Origin of the sequence: Micromonospora sp. DT48 (genome assembly GCF_049844495.1) — a bacterium.
Taxonomy (GTDB): Bacteria; Actinomycetota; Actinomycetes; order Mycobacteriales; family Micromonosporaceae; genus Micromonospora.
In genome coordinates this window covers 276,838-294,518 of the sequence record NZ_JBNCLE010000005.1, presented here as the reverse complement: position 1 = coordinate 294,518, position 17,681 = coordinate 276,838, and the positions used below count along the sequence as shown (strand labels likewise).

Here is a 17,681-nt window from a genome sequence, read left to right as displayed (position 1 = left end):
CGGTGGCCGACCCGGATGGCCGACGACAGGTGTCGGCGACATCACAGGGGGGTGACGTACGCGCCCGTGATGCCGCCGTCGACCACGAACTGCGCGGCGGTCATGAACGAAGCGTCGTCGCTGGCCAGGAAGGCCACCGCGGCGGCGATCTCGGTCGGCTCGCCGAACCGCCCCATCGGCACGTGCACCAACCGACGGGCGGCGCGATCCGGATCGGCGGCGAACAGTTCACGCAGCAGCGGCGTCGCCACCGGCCCAGGGCAGAGGGCGTTGACCCGGATGCCCTCCCGGGCGAACTGCACGCCCAGTTCCCGGGTGAGCGCCAGCACCCCGCCCTTGCTCGCGGTGTACGCGATCTGGGACGTCGCCGCGCCCATCAACGCCACGAAGGAGGCGGTGTTGATGATCGAGCCTCGGCCCTGCCGCCGCATGTGCGGGATGACGTGCTTGCAGCAGAGGTAGACGCTGGTGGTGTTGACCCGCAGCACCCGTTCCCAGGCGTCCAGCCCGGTCTCCAGGATGGAATCGTCGTCCGGTGGGGAGATGCCGGCGTTGTTGAACGCCACGTCCACCCGTCCGTACCGTTCGACCACGCCGTCGAAGAGGTCGCGTACCGCCGTCTCGTCGGCGACGTCGGCCGCGACGAAGCTCCCGCCCACCTCGTCGGCCGCCCGCTGGCCGGCCTCGGCGTCGATGTCGACACAGACCACCCGGGCGCCCTCGGCGGCGAATCGCCGCACGGTGGCCAGGCCGATGCCGCTGGCCGCCCCGGTCACCACAGCCACCCGATCCTGCAACCGTCCCGACATGATCACTCCTCGGTGCTGACGAAGACGTTCTTGACGTCGGTGAACGCGTGCAGGGCGTCCGGCCCCAGTTCCCGGCCCAGGCCGGAGCGCTTCATCCCGCCGAACGGGGTCCAGTACCGCACCGAGGAGTGGGAGTTGACGCTCAGGTTGCCCGCCTCCACCACTCGGGCCATCCGCAGTGCCCGGCCCACGTCCCGGGTCCAGATCGAGCCGGAGAGACCGTACTCGGTGTCGTTGGCCAGCCGGACGGCGTCCGCCTCGTCGTCGAACGGCAGCACCGAGACGACCGGGCCGAAGATCTCCTCCCGCCAGTGGCGGTCGCCGGGTGAGTCGGCGAGCAGCACCGTCGGTGGGTACCAGTAGCCGGTGCCGGTGGGCCGCGAGCCGGTGAACGCCACCCGCGAACCGTCGACGTACCCGGCGACCCGATCCCGTTGCCCGGCGGAGATCAACGGCCCCATCTCGGTGCTCTCGTCGGCCGGGTCACCGACCCGGAAGGCGCGCACCGCCGGTTCGAGCAGTTCGAGGAAGCGGTCGTAGACCGTGCGCTGCACCAGCAGCCGGGAGCGGGCGCAGCAGTCCTGGCCGGCGTTGTCGAAGACCGCGTACGGCGCGCTGGCGGCGGCCCGCTCCAGGTCGGCGTCGGCGAAGACCAGGTTCGCCGACTTGCCGCCCAGTTCCAGGGTCAACCGCTTCACCTGGCTCGCGCAGCCGGCCATGATCCGGGTGCCGACCGCCGTGGAACCGGTGAAGCAGATCTTGCGTACGGCCGGGTGGCTGACGAACCGGTCGCCCACCACCTCACCCCGGCCGGGCAGCACGGTGAACACCCCCTCGGGCAGACCCGCGTGCGCCGCCAGCTCGGCCAGGCGCATCGCGGTCAGTGGAGTCAGCTCGGCGGGTTTGAGCACCACCGTGTTGCCGGCGGCCAGCGCGGGAGCGAAGCCCCAGGCGGCGATCGGCATGGGGAAGTTCCACGGCACGATCACCCCGACCACGCCGAGCGGTTCGTGGAAGGTGACGTCCAGCCCGCCCGGCACCGGGATCTGCCGCCCGGTGAGTCGTTCCGGCGCACCGGCGTAGTAGTCGAGGACGTCCCGGACGTTGCCCGCCTCCCAACGAGCGTTGCCGATGGTGTGGCCGGCGTTGGCGACCTCCAGCCGCGCCAGTTCCTCCAGGTGCTCGTCCACCACCGCCGCGAAGCGCCGCAGCAGTCGCCCCCGCTCGGCCGGGCTGACCGTCCGCCACCGCCGGTACGCCCGCTGCGCGCGTTCGATCACCGCGTCGACGTCCTCGACGGAGCTGTCCGACACCACCCGCATCACCATGCCGGTAGCCGGATTCCGTACCTCACCCATCCGATGTCACCTGACCCGCCGGTCCCGCGTGGCTGGGGTCAGAGGCGTTCGAAGCCACGGGCCAGCTCCCAGTCGGTGACGGCGGCGTCGAAGGCGGCCAGTTCCACGCGGGCCATGTTGGCGTAGTGGGCGACCACCTCCGCACCGAAGGCGGCACGGGCCACGGAGGACGACTCCCACAGGGCGAGGGCGTCGCGGAGGGTGCCGGGGACGCGTTCGGCGGTCGCGTCGTCGTACGCGTTGCCGGTGCATTCCTCGGTCAACTCCAGCCCGTTCTCGATGCCGTGCACCGCGCCCGCCACCAGGGCCGCGATCGCCAGGTACGGGTTGACGTCGGCACCCGGCACCCGGTTCTCCACCCGCATCCCCTGACCGTGCCCCACCAGCCGCAGCGCGCAGGTGCGGTTGTCGGTGCCCCACCTCAGCGCGGTCGGGGCGAACGAGCCCGGCTGGTAACGCTTGTAGGAGTTGATGTTCGGCGCGAAGAACAGACTCAGCTCCCGCATCGTGGCGAGCAGCCCGGCGAGCACCCGCTGCCCGGTGACGCTCAACCGCGCCGGGCCGTCACCCAGCATCGCCGAGCCGCCCGAGCCGTCGCGCAGCGAGAAGTGGATGTGGCAGGAGTTGCCCTCCCGCTCGTTGGGCTTGGCCATGAACGTGATCGACATGCCCTCCTGGGCGGCGATCTCCTTCGCCCCGTTCTTGTAGATCACATGGTGGTCGGCGCAGGCCACCGCCTCGTCGTAGCGGAAGGCGATCTCGTGCTGGCCGAGGTTGCACTCCCCCTTGGCGCTCTCCGGAACCAGTCCCGCGCCGGCCATCTCGTTGCGGATGCGGCGCAGCAGCGGCTCCACCCGGGCGGTGCCGAGCAGGGAGTAGTCCACGTTGTACTGGTTGGCCGCGGTGAGATCCCGGTAGCCGCGCTGCCACGCCTGCTCGTACGAGTCGCGGAACAGCACGAACTCCAACTCCGTGCCGGCGTACGCGGTCAGCCCGTGCGCGGCCAGGCGATCCAGCTGCCCGCGCAGGATCTGCCGGGGCGAGGCCACCACCGGGCCGGTGCCGTCGGGCCACTTGAGGTCGGCCAGGAGCATGGCCGTTCCGGGCTGCCACGGCACCCGGCGCAGCGTGGCGAAGTCGGGCTTCATGACGAAGTCGCCGTAGCCACGGTCCCAGCTCGCCATCGCGTACCCGTCGACGGTGTTCATGTCGACGTCGACGGCCAGCAGGTAGTTGCATCCCTCACTGCCGTGGGCGACCACCTGGTCGAGGAAGTACGGGGCGTGGAACCGTTTGCCCTGCAACCGGCCCTGCATGTCGACCAGCGCCAACGCCACCGTGTCGATCTCGCCCTCGGCGACGGCGACCCGCAGCTGTTCCAGCGTGAGCGGGGGCTTTCTCATCCACGCGTCTCCATCACCAAGGTCTACCGGCCACAACCGATCACCGTCAATCGGCTGCTTCGCCCATACCCCCTCGGTCGCTGCCCGCTCGGACCTTCCAGGCAGCAGTCGGCCCGGTAGGCTGACCACGAGCCCCACCCCCGATGTTGTTTCAGGGAGCCGGTACGCGCCCGGTTGGAGGGAAATCATGAGCGACTGGAACGACAAGGTCATCGCCGAGTTCCGCGCCAATGGCGGGCAGGTGGGCGGTCATTTCGCGGGTGAGCCGCTGCTGCTGTTGCACACGATCGGGGCCAAGAGCGGCCAGCCTCGCGTGAACCCGGTGATGTACCAGAAGGTGGACGGTGGCTACGCCGTGTTCGCCTCCAAGGCCGGGGCACCCACCAATCCCGACTGGTACCACAACCTGCTGGCGAATCCGCAGGCGCGGGTCGAGGTCGGCACCGACACGGTCGAGGTGGTCGCCCGGGTGGTCACCGGGGACGAGCGGGAACGGATCTGGAGCGCGCAGAAGGCCGCGTATCCGATCTTCGCCGACTACGAGCGGAAGACCAGCCGCCAGATCCCAGTCCTCGTCCTGGAGCCTGTGCGTTAGGCGGGATCTTCGTCTTCCGGCTGAGCAGCGGCACTCGTGCCGGACGTGGTCAGTACGACATGACCGCGGTATCCGGGCCCGAAGACGATCGCCGGCCGGTTGGCGGGCGGAGCGCCGAAGGCACTGCTCTCCACCGCGGGTATCGCGGGAGCGAAATCCGGCCCGCCGAAGTCCCCGGCGTCCGCGTCACCGTCGCCCATGGTCACTCCTCTGCCGTCGCTCCGGCGTACGCCCGCTTGGTGATCTCCGACTCGATGCCATGTCCACGCGTACAGGATATCTTGTCTTCCACTATATTGGGTGTATGAGTGCTCGGGCGATGACCGAACCGGCTTTCTTCATCCTCACCGCGCTGATCGACAAACCGCGCCACGGCTACGGGATCGTCGCGGAGGTGACGGAGCTGTCACAGGGGCGGGTGCAACTGAAGATCGGCTCCCTGTACGGCGCCCTGGACCGACTCGTCGGTGACGGCCTGGTCGAGCTGGACCGTGAGGAAGCCTGGCAAGGGCGGTTTCGCCGGTACTACCGGGTGACCGAGCAGGGCCGCGACGCCCTCGCCGCCGAGGCGCACCGGCTGGCCGCCAACGCGCGCCTCGCCGCCGCCCGACTCGGTGACCAACGGAGCCCGATCACCGGGACGTCGTCATGAGCCGGTTGGAGGAGCGCTACCGCACCCTCCTCCGGCTACTGCCCGCCGGCTACCGGCAGGAATGGGAAGACGACATGGTCGCCGCCTTCCTGGAGAGCATGGACACCGGCGACCCCGAGACCACGGCGTACCTGGCGGACTACGGCCGACCGAGCCTGGCGGAGGCCGCCAGCATCGTGTCCCTCGCGGTTCGGCTGCGCCGCGGAGCTGACGCCTCACCCCGTTCGCGCCGGTGGGGGCAAGCCGTACGCCTGGCGACCCTGATGGCGATGCTGACCCACGCCGTCCTGGCCACCGGCGGTGTCGCCGTCGCACTGTGGTACTCCGGAAAGCTTGCCTGGCTGCCGGCCCCGGCGCCCGAACTGATGCTCACCGGACCGGCGAGCATCTGGAGCACGACGTGGGATCTCGCCGGGTACGCCTGGCTGCCGGCCTATGTCGCGCTCGTCCTCGGATACCGACGTGTGGCCCAGGCGGTCGCCCTGCTCGCCATCGCGCCCCCCGCCATCACCACCGCCGTGGCACAAGCCGTCGGCGACGTACCGCTGACCGTGTCGCCCTGGGCGCTGCTGCTCGTCGACGTCGTCCTGCTCCTCGCCATGGCGGCCTTCCAGCACGGTGTCCCACCCGTGCCGCGCCGGCCCTGGCTGCTCGCGCTGCCGATCGGCGTCGTCCTCGTCGCCCTGCCGCTGTTCATCCTTCAGGCCGTCGAACCGGCGCTGAGGTTGCTGGACTGGCCGGGCCTGGCAGGTGCGGCGGTCACCGTCGCCATGGCGGTCCATCTGGCCGTTCGCGCAACCCGTCGATCGACGCGCACCCTGCCGTGGTCACTGGCGTTCACCCTGCTCGCCGCGACCGCGTTCGCCCTACGAGCGGCCACCCTGCCCGACTATCACGATCAGGCACAACGCACGGCACTCACCACGATCGCATCCGTACAGATCGTCGCCATCCTCGCGGTAGGCATACCGCTGGCGGTGTCGGCCGTTCGCGCGCTGCGCGACACACCCGCCGCCACCTCACCACCCACCCCGGCGCCGTAGCCGCCGAACGGCGGCAGCTGCGGGGGTGGGAGCGCAATTGCGTTGCCGGACGCGTCGCCGTACCCCATCCTTGGGCTTGTGACCAGGCCCGATCGCGACGGGCCGACCCGGGCCCTCGGAACGGCCCGGCGCCGCGGCGGCGCGGGGACACGTCACCTCTCTCTCGGGCACGGCGTCGAGCCGTACCCTCGCTTTGCCCCGCGCCGCTCGGTGTCACGTCAGCTCAGCACCAGACCGGCCACCCAGAGCCCGCCGATCACCACCCCGGAGAGGAACTCGATCAGCATCGACAGCCCGGCCGCACCGACGGCGCGTTTCGTCGCGGGCCAGGCCAGCCGGGTGTCACCCAGCCGCAGCCGCTCCGCCGCGAAGACGCCACCGATGAAGCCGATGACCAGGCCGACGACCGGGATGACGAAGAAGCCGACCAGACCGAGCACCGCACCGGCCAGCAGCGAGCTGGTCGGCACCCCGGCCCGTTTGAGGTTGCGGCCGGGCCAGGCGTACTTGACGACGGTGCCACCCACGGCGACGAGCGTCGCGGCGGCGAGCACCAGCCACCGACCGGCTCCGGCCTCACCGAACAGGGCCCAGACCAGCACGCCACCCCAACACAGCGGCAGCGCCGGCAGGCCGGGTACCACCACTCCGGCCAGCCCGGCCAGGATAGCCAGCGCGGCGATGATCGACACCACCGCTCCGGTCTCGCTCAGCCCCACGTCGACTCCTCATCGGCTCGCCCCGACCGGACACGGTCACCGCATCCGGCACGGTCTGATCATCACAGGTCGGCGCCACGCAGCCGGGCCGTCACGTCCTCGACCGGGCCGGGCGGGCCGAACAGCCGCCCCTGGGCGCTGTCACACCGCAACGCCCGCAGCCGCTCCGCCTGCGCCTCGGTCTCCACCGCCTCCGCAGTGACCCAGAGCTCCAACGCGTGGGCCAGCCGCACCAGCGCGTCGACGATCCGTTCGTCGCGGTGGTCGGCGTCGACCGGCTCGGTGCCCCGGATCCCCTCGACGAACGGGCCCGCCAACTTCAGGCAGGTGATCGGCAGCCGACGCAGGTACGCCAGGTTGGAGTAACCGGTGCCGAAGTCGTCCACGGCCAGCCGGACACCGAGTGCGGAGAGCCGATGCAACGTTCGGAGCGGCTCCCCCGCGGAGCCCATCACCGCGCTCTCGGTCAGTTCGAGTTGCAGCAGCGACGCCGGCAGCCCCGAGCTGGCCAACGCGTCGGCCACAGTGTCCACGATCACCGGTCGGTCGGCCTGACGGGCGGCCAGGTTGACGCTCACCACCAGCCCGGCGTCGGGGAACTCGGTGTGCCACCGCTGGGCGTCAGCACACGCCTGCCGCAGCACCCACTCACCGAGCCGGACGATCAGGCCGGTCTCCTCGGCGAGCCCGATGAACCGGTCCGGGCCGATCAGCCCCAGGTGTGGATGCTGCCAGCGGACGAGCGCCTCGACGGCCAACATGCGGCCGTCGAGCAGGGACACGATCGGCTGGTAGTGCAGCACGAACTCGCCCCGGTCCAGGGCCACCGGCAACCCGGCGGCCAACGCCGACCGGGCGATGTCCCGGGCGCTGCGCTCCGGATCGTAGACCGCCCACCGGTCGCGGCCCTCCGCCTTCGCCCAGTACAGGGTGGCGTCGGCGGCCTTCATCAGGTCCGCGACGCTGGTGCCGGCGACGGCCGAGTCGACGATGCCGATGCTCGCCGAGACCACCAACTGCTGGTCGCCGACGCACACCGGCGTGGAGACGGCGGCCAGCGCCGAGTCGGCGACGGCGATCACGTCCTCGACGGCGGTGACCCGGTCGACCAGGATGACGAACTCGTCGCCACCCATCCGGGCGACCAGGAAGCCCTGCTCGGACACGCAGTCGGCCAGCCGCTGGGCGATCATCACGAGCAGCCGGTCACCGAGGGCGTGCCCGAGGCTGTCGTTGATCGCCTTGAACCCGTCCAGGTCGAGGAAGCAGACACCGACCCGGGCGGGCGGGTCGGTGAGCTCCACCAGGCTGGACAGCGTGTCGAAGAACAGCGTCCGGTTCGGCAGGCCGGTCAGCGGGTCGTGCAGCGCCTGGAATCGCAGCCGTTGCTGGAGTTCGTACCGTTCGGTGATGTCCTCGACCACGGCCACGGTGAACCGGGGCCGACCGTCGTCGTGGCGGATCAGGGACACCGCCAGGTCCGTCCAGACGGCACTGCCGTCCTTGCGGTAGTAGCGCTTCTCGACCCGGACCGCGTCGTGTTTGCCCTCGATCAGTTCCTGGTAGAGCTCCCACAGACCGGCCGCGTCGTCGGCGTGGAACAGCGACGCCACGTTGATCTGTCGCAGCTCGTCGACCGAGTAGCCGAGCATGTCGGCGAAGGCCTGGTTGACGTCGATGATCGTCCCGTCGACCCCGGCGATACCGATGCCCATCGCGGCACCGTCGAAGACGGCCCGGAACCGGGCCTCGCTGTCGCGCAACGCCTGCTCGGCGTCATCGCGCGCCTGCCACATGGCGCGGGCGATCCCCTCCTGCTGGCGGAAGGTCCGCTCCCGCAGCGCACGGGCGAAACCGGCCGCCAGCGCGCCCTGCATCGCCGCGATCCGGGCGTCGAGTCCCGGCCGCCCGGCCGCGTCGGCGAGCACCTCGGTGCGGAATCGGTCGCTGAGCGTACGCACCGACCACTCGACCACGCCCGGTTCGGTGAGGTGCGCGTCGACCAGGGACCGGCCGACCGCCTCGACCGCCGGTGCCGGTGCCTCGGTGTCGAGCAGCACCGCCGCCAACCGGAGGGTGTGCGCGTACAGCAGTTCCTCGGTCTCGGCCACGCTCAACGGCACGAACCCGAGCCGGTGCACCGCCTGCGCCCAGTCGGCGGCGTACCGCCGGGCACCCGCCAGGTCGACGGACTTCCCGCCGGAGTCACCCACGGCGGCCATCCCGGTCAGCCGACGGTCTGGTCGTTCCGGGCGACACCGCCGAAGGCACCGAAGCGCGGACCGTCGGCGGCCGTCTCGGAGGGCGAATCGGGTCGCCACAGCTCCATGTGCACGACCCCGGGCTCCACAATGGTCCAGTCGCCGAAGAACCCGGTGATCTCAGCCCGCGAGCGCAGCGTTATCTCGGTGGCGGTTCGCGCCGACAGCCGCTGCGCGTCCAGCATCTCCTGCGGCTGGTCCTCGAAGGTCGAGTGCGAGATCACCAGGTAGCTGCCCGGCGCGGCGGCGGCGCGCAGGGTGGCCAGGATGTCACCGGGGCGGTCGACGTCCGGCACGAAGTGCACCACCCCGGCGAGCAGGATGCCCAGCGGTCGGTCGAAGTCGAGCAGGTCCAACGCGCGGGCCTCGGACAGGATCCGCTCCGGATCCCGCAGGTCGGCGTGGATCACACCGGTCAACGCGTTGTCGGCGAGCAGTTCCCGGCTGTGCGCCACCGCCACCGGGTCGATGTCGACGTAGACGACCCGGGCCTTCGGGTTGGCGGCCTGGGCGACCTCGTGCACGTTGCCGACCGTGGGGATGCCGGAACCGATGTCCAGGAACTGGTCGATACCGTCGTCGAGCAGGGTACGCATGGCCCGGCGGAGAAACTCCCGCCCGGCCCGCATGGTCGCCGGCAGGTTCGGCGTCATGGCCGCGATCTGCTCGGCCAGTTGCCGATCTATCTCGAAGTTGTGGGCACCGCCGAGGAAGTAGTCGTAGACCCGTGCCGCGCTGGGCCGGGAGAGGTCGATCTCGGCGGGAAGTCCGTCCGGCTTCTGCACTTGCTGCACCTCACGTCATCGCCGTGGATCGTGTGATGGTGCCCACTCTAGGCCGGTCGGTGACGCGGGGGCAGATCCACAACGTTCTTTCCTGATCTTTCCCCGAGGCCGGCGGTGTCAGGCGGACTCCAGCAGCAGCGCGATGCCCTGCCCCACCCCGATGCACATGGTGGCCAGCGCCCGCCGCCCACCGCGTCGGCGCAGTTCGAGCGCGGCGGTCAGCGCGAGCCGGGCACCGCTGGCCCCGAGCGGGTGGCCCAGCGCGATGGCCCCGCCGTTCGGGTTGACGTGCTCGGCGTCCTCGGGCAGGCCGAGTTCGCGCAGCACCGCGACGGACTGGGCGGCGAAAGCCTCGTTCAGCTCGACCACGTCGATGTCGGCCAGGGTCAACCCGCGCCGGTCGAGCAGCCGCCGGGTCGCCGGGACCGGACCGATGCCCATCACCCGGGGGGCCACCCCGGCCGCCGCCGTGCCGCTGACCCGGGCCAGCGGAGTGAGGCCGTACGCGGCGACCGCCGCCTCCGAGGCGACCAGCAGGGCCACCGCACCGTCGTTGACGCCCGAGGAGTTACCGGCGGTCACCGTGCCGCCGTCCCGGAACGGGGTGGGCAGCGCGGCCAACTTCTCCAGCGAGGTCTGTCGGGGATGCTCGTCGACCTCGACCAGCCGGGTCTCCCGACGCCCCGCGGGCACGGTCACCGGCACGATCTCCTCGGCCAGCAGACCGTCGGCCTGGGCCTTGGCGGCCCGCAACTGCGAGCGGTACGCGAACTCGTCCTGCGCGAGGCGGTCCACGCCGTACTCGGCGGCCACGTTCTCCGCCGTCTCGGGCATCGAGTCGACGCCCCAGCCGCGCTCCATCAACGGGTTCACCAGCCGCCATCCGATCGTGGTGTCGTACACCTCGGCGGATCGGGAGAACGCGGTGGTGGCCTTCGGCATGACGAACGGCGCCCGGCTCATGCTCTCCACCCCGCCCGCGACGACGAGGTCCGCCTCACCGGCGACGATCGAGCGGGCAGCGGTGGCCAGGGCGTCCAGGCCGGAGCCGCAGAGCCGGTTGACCGTGCTGCCGGGCACCTGCTCGGGCAACCCGCCGAGCAGCGCCGCCATCCGGGCCACGTTGCGGTTGTCCTCACCGGCCTGGTTGGCACAGCCCAGCACCACATCGTCGGTACGCGCCCAGTCCACCGACGGGTGCCGCGCGACCAGTTCGCGGATCACGTGGGCGGCCAGATCGTCGGGGCGCACACCGGCGAGCGCACCGGCGTACCGGCCGAACGGGGTGCGGACACCAGCCACCAGGTATGCCACGGTCATCGCGAATCCTTCGGGGGGTCGGAAGGGGCGTAAGCGGTGCGTCCTCGGGTCCCACGGGGTCCGCGCCGACGGCCAGGATATCCCCGGCGGGTGCGGATAGGTTGTGGGCATGGCACGAGCCCAGTTCAGCGCGGAAACCAGCGGCGGCGGAGCGTTCGTCCGCCAACCCAACCGGTTCACCGGCCGGGTCACCCCGCACTCGACCTCGCCGCCCGGTGGTGGGCCGGACGATCAGGACCGCTGGCCGCTGGAGCCGGGCCGCTACCGGCTGATCTGGTGCCGGGCCTGCCCGTGGGCGCACCGGGCGCTGATCGTGCGTAACCTGCTCGGGCTGGCCGACGCCATCTCGTTGGGCACCGTCGACCCGATCCGGGACGAGCGCGGCTGGCGTTTCACCCTCGACCAGGACGGATTCGATCCGGTGCTCGACATCGGCTTCCTCTCCGAGGCGTACCTGGCCACGGATCCGGACTACGCCGGTCGGGTCACCGTGCCGGCGCTGATCGACACGCGTACCGGCCGGGTGGTCACCAACGACTACCCGCAGCTGACCCTGGACCTGTCCACCGAGTGGCGGCGGCTGCACGCGCCCGACGCGCCGGACCTCTACCCGGTCGAGCTGCGCCCGGAGATGGACGTCTTGATGGCCGAGATCCACCGGGACGTCAACAACGGCGTCTACCGCTGCGGTTTCGCCACCTCGCAGCAGGCGTACGACGAGGCGTACGAGGCGTTGTTCGCGCGGTTGGACGCGTTGTCGGCGCGGCTGGCCGACCAGCGTTACCTGATGGGTGACTCGATCACCGAGGCGGACGTGCGCCTGTTCACCACGCTGGTCCGCTTCGACGTGGCGTACCACGGACACTTCAAGTGCAACCGGCAGAAACTCACCGAGATGCCGGTGCTGTGGGCGTACGCCCGGGACCTGTTCCAGACCCCCGGTTTCGGGGAGACGGTGGACTTCGACCACATCAAGCGGCACTACTACGCCACCCACCACGAGATCAACCCGACCGGCATCGTCCCGCTCGGGCCGGATCTGGGCGGCTGGACGACACCGCACGGGCGTGGCTGAGCCGCCGGTGGCCGCCCGATGGCCCGTGCGGCGGCTCGCCGCGCTGGTCGCCGCGCTCTGCGCCGTGGCCGGCACGGTCGCGGTGACACTCGCCGTGGTCGCCGGGCCGGGCCCGGGTCTGGCCGGGTACGTGAGTGAGGCCGGTGTCGTCGACAGCGACTACGCCTGGACGTACCGGAGCGGGGTGTTCGCCCTGGCCGGTGCGCTGCTGCTGCTCGCCGTCGCGTTGCGCGGCGCGGTGGCGGGCCGCGCCGACCCGGCGCTGCGGGTCGCGGTGACGCTACTCGCGGCGGCGAGTCTGTACACGGTGCTGTCCGCAACGGTGACGTGCAGCGCGGGCTGCCCGCTGCCGCCGTTCGAGAAGGCCACCGTGGCGGATCTGGTGCACGGTGCGGCGAGCATCGTCGCGGTCGCGGCGGTGGTCCTCACGATGCTGGCGGTCGCCTTCTCGCCGGTGGCGCGACGTCCCCTGCGGCGTACCGGTGTCGTCGCGGCGGCGGTGGCGTTGCCACTCGCGGGCGCGATCGCGTTGGCGATGCTGCTGGTCGGCCGCAGTTCGCTGGTCGGGGTGCTGGAACGGCTGCTGCTGCTGGTCGCCGTCGGCTGGGCCCTGGCCACGGCGGTGCAGTTGGCGGTACGCGACCCCACGGTGGCGCGCGACGACGGAGCGTCGGCAGTGCCCGAGCCCACAGTCCACCGTCGCCGCTGAGGTCCCGTCATCGGGAGAGGATGGCCTGATGAGTGCGTTGTTCATGCCGCTGACGCTGCGGACGGTCACCCTGCCCAACCGGATCGCGCTGGCGCCGATGTGCCAGTACAGTGCCGGGCCCGACGGCCTGCCCACCGACTGGCACCTGGTGCATCTCGGCACCCGGGCGATCGGTGGCGCGGCCCTGGTGATGACCGAGGCGACCGCCGTGGTGCCGGAGGGGCGGATCAGTCCGCAGGACACCGGGCTGTGGTCCGACCGGCACGTCGACGCCTGGCGGCCGGTCACCGGTTTCGTGGCCGCGCATGGCGCGGTGCCCGCGGTGCAGCTGGCGCACGCCGGGTTCAAGGCGTCGACGTACCGGCCGTGGGAGTCACGCCGGGGTGGGGTGCCGGACGCCGAGGGCGGCTGGACGCCGGTCGGCCCCACCGCTGAGCCGTTCGTGCCGGAGTACCGGGTGCCGACGGCCCTGGACGACGCCGGGATCGCCGAGGTCGTCACGGCGTTCGCCGAGTCCGCCGTACGGGCCGTCGCAGCCGGCTTCGCCGTCGTGGAGATCCACGCCGCACACGGCTACCTGCTGCACGAGTTCCTCTCCCCGCTGACCAACCACCGCACCGACGGCTGGGGCGGGGACCGGGCCGGGCGGATGCGGCTGACGCTGGAGGTGGCCCGGGCGGTGCGCGCCGCCGTCGGCGAGGACGTGCCGTTGCTGGCCCGGATCTCGGCCACCGACTGGGTGCCGGGCGGCTGGACGGTCGAGGACAGCGTGGCCCTCGCCACCGAACTCGCCGCCGCCGGGGTGGACCTGATCGACTGCTCCTCCGGCGGGGCGTCGCCTTCGGCCAGCGTGCCGGTCGGGCGCGGCTACCAGGTGCCGCTGGCCGCCCAGATCCGTCGTGAGGCGCGGGTGCCCACCGGCGCGGTCGGCCTGATCGTGGAACCGGAGCAGGCCGAGGCGATCGTCGCCGACGGCGAGGCCGACCTGGTGCTGCTCGGCCGGGAACTGCTGCGCAACCCGTACTGGCCGCAGCAGGCCGCCGCCAAGCTGGGTGCCACCCCCACCTGGCCGGCCCAGTACCTGCGGGCGGCCTGACCGACGGGTCCGGCTGCCCCGGTGACGACCGAGGCAGCCGGACCGTGCGGATCTAGGGCGGTGACCGGTGCAGCAGGGCACGGCCGCCGCTCAGCCGGCGAGGTGTCCCCAGCGCTGTTCCAGGTCACGCCACGGACCCTGGGCGGCCACCGTGCCGCCGACGAGCACCACCACATGGTCGGCGCGCACCAGCGCGGCCCGTTTCGAGGTGGAACCGACCACCGTGACCCCTCGGTCGCGCAACGCCTGCCACAGCGCCAGCTCGGTGGTGACGTCCAGCGCGGAGGAGACGTCGTCGGCCACCAGCAGCTCGGTACGCGGAGCCAACGCCCGGGCCAACGCCAACCGTTGCAGCTGCCCGCCGGACAACCGGGTGCCCTTGTGCCCGATGAGCAGGCCGAGTCCACTGCCGGTGGCGGCCAGGTCGGGTTCGAGCTGGGCGGTGCTGACCGCGTGCGCGGCGTCCACCTGATGGCCGAGGGTGATGTTGTCGGCGACCGTGCCGGAGAGCACCCGGGGCAACTGGCCGACGTAGCCGACCTGGTTGGGCCGGAGGAACAGCTCCGGTTCCGTCACCGGCTCCCCGTTCCAGGTGAGCACACCGGTGTGCGGGGCGATTCCCGCCAGTGCCCGCAGCAGCGACGACTTGCCCGAACCGACCGGCCCGACCACGAGGACCAGCTGGCCACGCTGCACGGTCAGGTCCACGTCGCGTACGGCAGTGAAGCCGTCGGTGTGCCGGACGCCGAAACCGACCAGCTCCAGCCGACGCAACGGGGTACGCGGTGGCGTCGTCGGGGCCGGGGCGGTACCGGCGGCCAGGTCGACCCCGGGCACCCGCGCCGAGTACGCCTCGATCCCGGTCATCTCCGCCGTCCGTCGGGTCCACACCCGCGCCGACGGCACCTGCGAGATCAACGAGGCGGTGGTCCAGGCGAACCAGCGCGCCGCGCCCAGCGTGGCGACCGCGACCAGGGTCGCCCCGGTGGAGAGTCCACCGGCCAGGAACAACGCCCACACGCCGATCGGCAGCAGCCCGCTGGCCAGCGCCGGGGTGGAACGCGCCCACACCTGTACGGCGATCTCGTGGCGTTGCCGTTCGCTGCGTACCGTGTCGAGGTTCGCGAGGTGGGTCAGCACCGGGCGGGTGGCACCGGCCAACTTCACCGTACGGGCCGCCGACAGCGTGGAGACCAGCGCGGTGGCGAAGGCCGCCCGCGCCGTGACGGTCTCCCGCGCCGCCCGCTCCAGCCTCGGCCCGAACGCCGTGGCCGCCACTCCGGAGAGCACCATCGTGCCGAGGAAGAACAGTCCCGGCACCACGCTGTCGGTGATCAGGGTCATGGCGACCAGCAGGACCAGACCGACGGTCTGGTCGAGCACGTTGTCGGCGAGCTGGACCACCCGCTCGGTGTCCCCGCCCTGGGCCACCACCTCGGCAGGGGTGTGCCGGCTGACCCGGCGCGGCCCGGTCTGCCCGTACACGAGGCGGGCGCTGATGCGCAGCATCTGCCGTACCCACCAGGCCGGGAACCACAGGTGGGTCCAGTAGTACGACGGGATGCCGACGACGAGTCCGACGGCGATGCCCAGGGCGGGTAGCCAGGGGTCGCCGGTGCCGTCGACCACGTCGGCCCAGAGCCAGGCGAGCACCGGCCCGTCCAGCCCGAGGATCGCCAGCACGGCGAAGATGCCCACCGCCGCCGCGCCGTACCGGGGGTCGTTCAGGCAGAGCCGGAAGATCTCCCGCAGCGTCCGGGCCCGGGACGCGGGCAGCTGATCGCCCCGCCCGTCGGCCGTGGCCGCAGCGGGCTGGCGTCCGCCCACCTCGTGTCCGCCGGTCTCCCGGCCCGCCGCCGGCTCGACCGGCTCGGGTCCGGCCACCGGCGCGCAAGCACCGGCGACGGCCTCGGTCGGTGGGTCCGTCCGAGCGGCGGCCAGCGGAACGGTGCCGCCCGACGGGCCGAGTGCCCCGAAGCTCTCCACGACCCGGCCCGTCGGAGTACCGGCATCGGCTGCCACCGTCGCCTCCGCCGCACGGGCCCCGACCAGCGCCGGTTCCCCCCGCGTCCAGTCCGCCCCGGCCAGCAGCTCAAGGCCGGCGTCACCGGAGGCACCCGCTTCGTCGGTGTCGCCGACGACACCGCCCGCGTGCCCGGCGGCGACGAGTTCGGCGAAGCGCCGCGACTCGGCCAGCGGGCCGGCCTCGACCACCGCGCCGTCGGCCAGCACCACCACCTCGTCGCAGCGACTCACCGACGACAGCCGGTGAGCGATGACGATGCCGATGCGGTCCCGCAGCAGGCGTTCGGTGGCCTGCTGCACCCGCGTCTCGGTGACCGGGTCGAGTCGGGCGGTGGCCTCGTCGAGGATCACCACGTGCGGGTCACGGACCAGGATCCGGGCGAAGGCGACCAGCTGTTCCTGACCGGCCGAGAGCACGTGGCCGCCCTCACCGAGGCGGGTGTCCAACCCGGCGGGCAGCTCGGCGACCCAGGTGCCCAGCCCCAACTCGTCGAGGGCTCGGGCGGCGGCGTCGAGCAACTCCGGGTCGAACAGCGCCACGTTCTCGGCGAGTGTGCCGGCGAGGATCTCGGTACGCTGCGGCACCACGGCGATCCACTGGCGCAGTTGCTCGACGTCGAGGTCGAGCACGTCGCGCCCGCCGAGCAGGACCGTTCCGGGTGGCACGTCGACCGCCCGGGTGAGCACCTTGGCCAGCGTGGACTTGCCCGACCCGGTCCGGCCGACCAGGGCGTACGAGCGGCCTCGCACGAAGGTCAGGTCGATGTCGCGCAACGCCGGAGGGCGCTCGGCGTCCGCACCGCCGCTCGGGTAGCGGTAGGTCAGGCCCTGGATGACCAGGTCGCCGTCGCTGGGGGTGGCACCGCCGTCGGGTTCCTGCGCGGCGGCCGAGAGCAGTTGGACCCGCCCCCACGCGCCGAGCGCGTACTGCACCTCCGGCACCATCCGGCTGACGTGTTCGACGGTCATGCCGAGGGAGAGCGCGAGCAGCCAGATCGCGGTCATCCGGGCGGCGTCGACCCGGCCGGTGGTCAGCGCCCACACCCCGCCGAGCACCACCAGGACCACCCCGATCCGGGTCACCCCGGCCGCGACGGTGTTGACCCGCGCCGACATCTGCCACACCCGGAGCCCACGGCGCAGCACCTCGGCCGCCCGGCTGGCGTACAGCCGCAGCACGTACGGCCGGGCCAGGCTGGTGCGTACGTCGTCCTGGCCGTGGATCGACTCCTCCATCACCGCCGCGAGGTCCGACCAGGCCGCCTCCTCGTGCATCCGGGCGGGGGCGATCTGGGCGGCCGGGCGCCGCAGCGCCACCGCGAGCGAGACGCAGAGCAGCAGCATGCCGACTCCCGCCGGCCACCAGACGGTGAGCGCCACCAGCGTGGACAGCAGGCCGACGGCCACCGCCTGGGCCAACCGCACACCCGGACCGCGCACCCCCGACGCGACGTCGTACACGTCGCCGTCGATCCGGTCGAGCATCTCCCCCACCGGGGTCGTCTCCAGGGCGGGCACCGGTTGGCCCAGGGCCACCCGGCAGAGTCGGCGACGCAGGTCGGCGGACCAGTCCGCGGTGACCCCGGCCATCACCAGACTGATCACCAAGTCGCTGCCCACCGACGCGACCAGCGCCACCGACAGCAGCACGAAGAAGCCGACGGAGCGATGCAGCAGCACCGGTCCGGCGAGCGCGGCGCTGGCCGCCTGACCGATGCCGCCGAGCAGGATCAGGACGACCACCAGGGTCATCCGACGTGAGGAGGTGCCCCACAGGTCACGGAGCAGGCGCATGGGTCGGTTCCTCCGGTCGGGTGGGGCGGTACCTCCA

The 17,681-nt window shown here is 72.1% G+C and carries 15 protein-coding genes; 6 read left to right on the top strand and 9 right to left on the bottom strand.

The features are described 5' to 3' along the window. Positions 1-41: 41 nt before the first annotated feature. The 3 genes from ACLQ2S_RS04390 to ACLQ2S_RS04380 are packed head-to-tail and all read right to left on the bottom strand — an operon-like array spanning position 42 to position 3,570. Complete coding sequence (locus ACLQ2S_RS04390) at positions 42-809, bottom strand: 3-oxoacyl-ACP reductase (protein WP_155215692.1); 768 nt, start codon at positions 807-809, stop codon at positions 42-44. A gap of 2 nt (positions 810-811) precedes the next feature. After that, a complete protein-coding gene (locus tag ACLQ2S_RS04385) occupies positions 812-2,167 on the bottom strand; it encodes an aldehyde dehydrogenase family protein (RefSeq protein WP_425701166.1) in 1,356 nt (451 codons plus the stop codon). Between the two features lie 38 nt (positions 2,168-2,205). Further along, the gene (locus ACLQ2S_RS04380) at positions 2,206-3,570 is read right to left on the bottom strand and encodes a glutamine synthetase family protein (RefSeq protein WP_425701165.1); all 1,365 of its coding nucleotides are present in this window, start codon (positions 3,568-3,570) and stop codon (positions 2,206-2,208) included. 187 nt (positions 3,571-3,757) lie between these two features. On the opposite strand from ACLQ2S_RS04380, the gene ACLQ2S_RS04375 reads away from it, so the two are divergent. Continuing rightward, complete coding sequence (locus ACLQ2S_RS04375) at positions 3,758-4,165, top strand: nitroreductase family deazaflavin-dependent oxidoreductase (RefSeq protein ID WP_425701164.1); 408 nt, start codon at positions 3,758-3,760, stop codon at positions 4,163-4,165. On the opposite strand, the gene ACLQ2S_RS04370 is transcribed toward ACLQ2S_RS04375, so the two are convergent. Further along, positions 4,162-4,365 carry a hypothetical protein gene (locus ACLQ2S_RS04370; RefSeq protein WP_425701163.1) on the bottom strand — a complete coding sequence of 68 codons (204 nt, stop codon included), beginning with the start codon at positions 4,363-4,365 and terminating at the stop codon, positions 4,162-4,164. The two genes, ACLQ2S_RS04375 and ACLQ2S_RS04370, sit on opposite strands and share 4 nt — an antisense overlap. A 104-nt stretch (positions 4,366-4,469) precedes the next feature. Here ACLQ2S_RS04370 and ACLQ2S_RS04365 point away from each other — a divergent pair, with 104 nt between their 5' ends. Further along, complete coding sequence (locus ACLQ2S_RS04365; RefSeq protein ID WP_425701162.1) at positions 4,470-4,817, top strand: PadR family transcriptional regulator; 348 nt, start codon at positions 4,470-4,472, stop codon at positions 4,815-4,817. Continuing rightward, complete coding sequence (locus tag ACLQ2S_RS04360; protein WP_425701161.1) at positions 4,814-5,860, top strand: hypothetical protein; 1,047 nt, start codon at positions 4,814-4,816, stop codon at positions 5,858-5,860. The genes ACLQ2S_RS04365 and ACLQ2S_RS04360 overlap by 4 nt, the downstream gene beginning before the upstream one ends. A gap of 218 nt (positions 5,861-6,078) precedes the next feature. Here the strand turns inward: ACLQ2S_RS04360 and ACLQ2S_RS04355 are convergent, their stop codons facing one another. From ACLQ2S_RS04355 to pcaF, 4 genes are all read right to left on the bottom strand, one after another. Continuing rightward, positions 6,079-6,579 (bottom strand): DUF456 domain-containing protein, encoded by a 501-nt coding sequence (locus ACLQ2S_RS04355; RefSeq protein ID WP_425701160.1) that lies wholly within the window; start codon positions 6,577-6,579, stop codon positions 6,079-6,081. A 62-nt stretch (positions 6,580-6,641) separates the two neighbouring features. Beyond that, positions 6,642-8,801: a putative bifunctional diguanylate cyclase/phosphodiesterase gene (locus ACLQ2S_RS04350; RefSeq protein WP_425701159.1), complete on the bottom strand. Its 2,160-nt coding sequence runs from the start codon at positions 8,799-8,801 to the stop codon at positions 6,642-6,644. Between the two features lie 5 nt (positions 8,802-8,806). After that, positions 8,807-9,625 carry an SAM-dependent methyltransferase gene (locus ACLQ2S_RS04345; RefSeq protein ID WP_425701158.1) on the bottom strand — a complete coding sequence of 273 codons (819 nt, stop codon included), beginning with the start codon at positions 9,623-9,625 and terminating at the stop codon, positions 8,807-8,809. Between the two features lie 117 nt (positions 9,626-9,742). After that, on the bottom strand, positions 9,743-10,945 hold the full coding sequence (gene pcaF, locus ACLQ2S_RS04340) for a 3-oxoadipyl-CoA thiolase (protein ID WP_425701157.1): 1,203 nt from the start codon (positions 10,943-10,945) through the stop codon (positions 9,743-9,745). Between the two features lie 109 nt (positions 10,946-11,054). Between pcaF and ACLQ2S_RS04335 the strand changes: the two genes are divergently transcribed. From ACLQ2S_RS04335 to ACLQ2S_RS04325, 3 genes are read left to right on the top strand one after another with little or no spacing between them, the layout of a single operon-like run. Then, complete coding sequence (locus ACLQ2S_RS04335) at positions 11,055-12,020, top strand: glutathione S-transferase family protein (protein ID WP_425701156.1); 966 nt, start codon at positions 11,055-11,057, stop codon at positions 12,018-12,020. Further along, a complete protein-coding gene (locus tag ACLQ2S_RS04330; protein WP_425701155.1) occupies positions 12,013-12,729 on the top strand; it encodes a DUF998 domain-containing protein in 717 nt (238 codons plus the stop codon). Before ACLQ2S_RS04335 ends, ACLQ2S_RS04330 begins: the two co-directional genes overlap by 8 nt. A gap of 28 nt (positions 12,730-12,757) precedes the next feature. Next, positions 12,758-13,825 carry an NADH:flavin oxidoreductase/NADH oxidase gene (locus tag ACLQ2S_RS04325; RefSeq protein WP_425701154.1) on the top strand — a complete coding sequence of 356 codons (1,068 nt, stop codon included), beginning with the start codon at positions 12,758-12,760 and terminating at the stop codon, positions 13,823-13,825. Positions 13,826-13,915: 90 nt separating this feature from the next. On the opposite strand, the gene ACLQ2S_RS04320 is transcribed toward ACLQ2S_RS04325, so the two are convergent. Continuing rightward, positions 13,916-17,644: an ATP-binding cassette domain-containing protein gene (locus ACLQ2S_RS04320; RefSeq protein ID WP_425701153.1), complete on the bottom strand. Its 3,729-nt coding sequence runs from the start codon at positions 17,642-17,644 to the stop codon at positions 13,916-13,918. Positions 17,645-17,681 lie beyond the last annotated feature (37 nt).

What these genes read in the sequence shown, in the direction of transcription:
- ACLQ2S_RS04390 (WP_155215692.1), bottom strand. Translation starts at nt 809, where the DNA reads ATGTCGGGACGGTTGCAGGATCGGGTGGCTGTGGTGACCGGGGCGGCC.
- ACLQ2S_RS04385 (WP_425701166.1), bottom strand. Translation starts at nt 2,167, where the DNA reads ATGGGTGAGGTACGGAATCCGGCTACCGGCATGGTGATGCGGGTGGTG.
- ACLQ2S_RS04380 (WP_425701165.1), bottom strand. Translation starts at nt 3,570, where the DNA reads ATGAGAAAGCCCCCGCTCACGCTGGAACAGCTGCGGGTCGCCGTCGCC.
- ACLQ2S_RS04375 (WP_425701164.1), top strand. Translation starts at nt 3,758, where the DNA reads ATGAGCGACTGGAACGACAAGGTCATCGCCGAGTTCCGCGCCAATGGC.
- ACLQ2S_RS04370 (WP_425701163.1), bottom strand. Translation starts at nt 4,365, where the DNA reads ATGGGCGACGGTGACGCGGACGCCGGGGACTTCGGCGGGCCGGATTTC.
- ACLQ2S_RS04365 (WP_425701162.1), top strand. Translation starts at nt 4,470, where the DNA reads ATGAGTGCTCGGGCGATGACCGAACCGGCTTTCTTCATCCTCACCGCG.
- ACLQ2S_RS04360 (WP_425701161.1), top strand. Translation starts at nt 4,814, where the DNA reads ATGAGCCGGTTGGAGGAGCGCTACCGCACCCTCCTCCGGCTACTGCCC.
- ACLQ2S_RS04350 (WP_425701159.1), bottom strand. Translation starts at nt 8,801, where the DNA reads ATGGCCGCCGTGGGTGACTCCGGCGGGAAGTCCGTCGACCTGGCGGGT.
- pcaF (WP_425701157.1), bottom strand. Translation starts at nt 10,945, where the DNA reads ATGACCGTGGCATACCTGGTGGCTGGTGTCCGCACCCCGTTCGGCCGG.
- ACLQ2S_RS04335 (WP_425701156.1), top strand. Translation starts at nt 11,055, where the DNA reads ATGGCACGAGCCCAGTTCAGCGCGGAAACCAGCGGCGGCGGAGCGTTC.
- ACLQ2S_RS04325 (WP_425701154.1), top strand. Translation starts at nt 12,758, where the DNA reads ATGAGTGCGTTGTTCATGCCGCTGACGCTGCGGACGGTCACCCTGCCC.
- ACLQ2S_RS04320 (WP_425701153.1), bottom strand. Translation starts at nt 17,644, where the DNA reads ATGCGCCTGCTCCGTGACCTGTGGGGCACCTCCTCACGTCGGATGACC.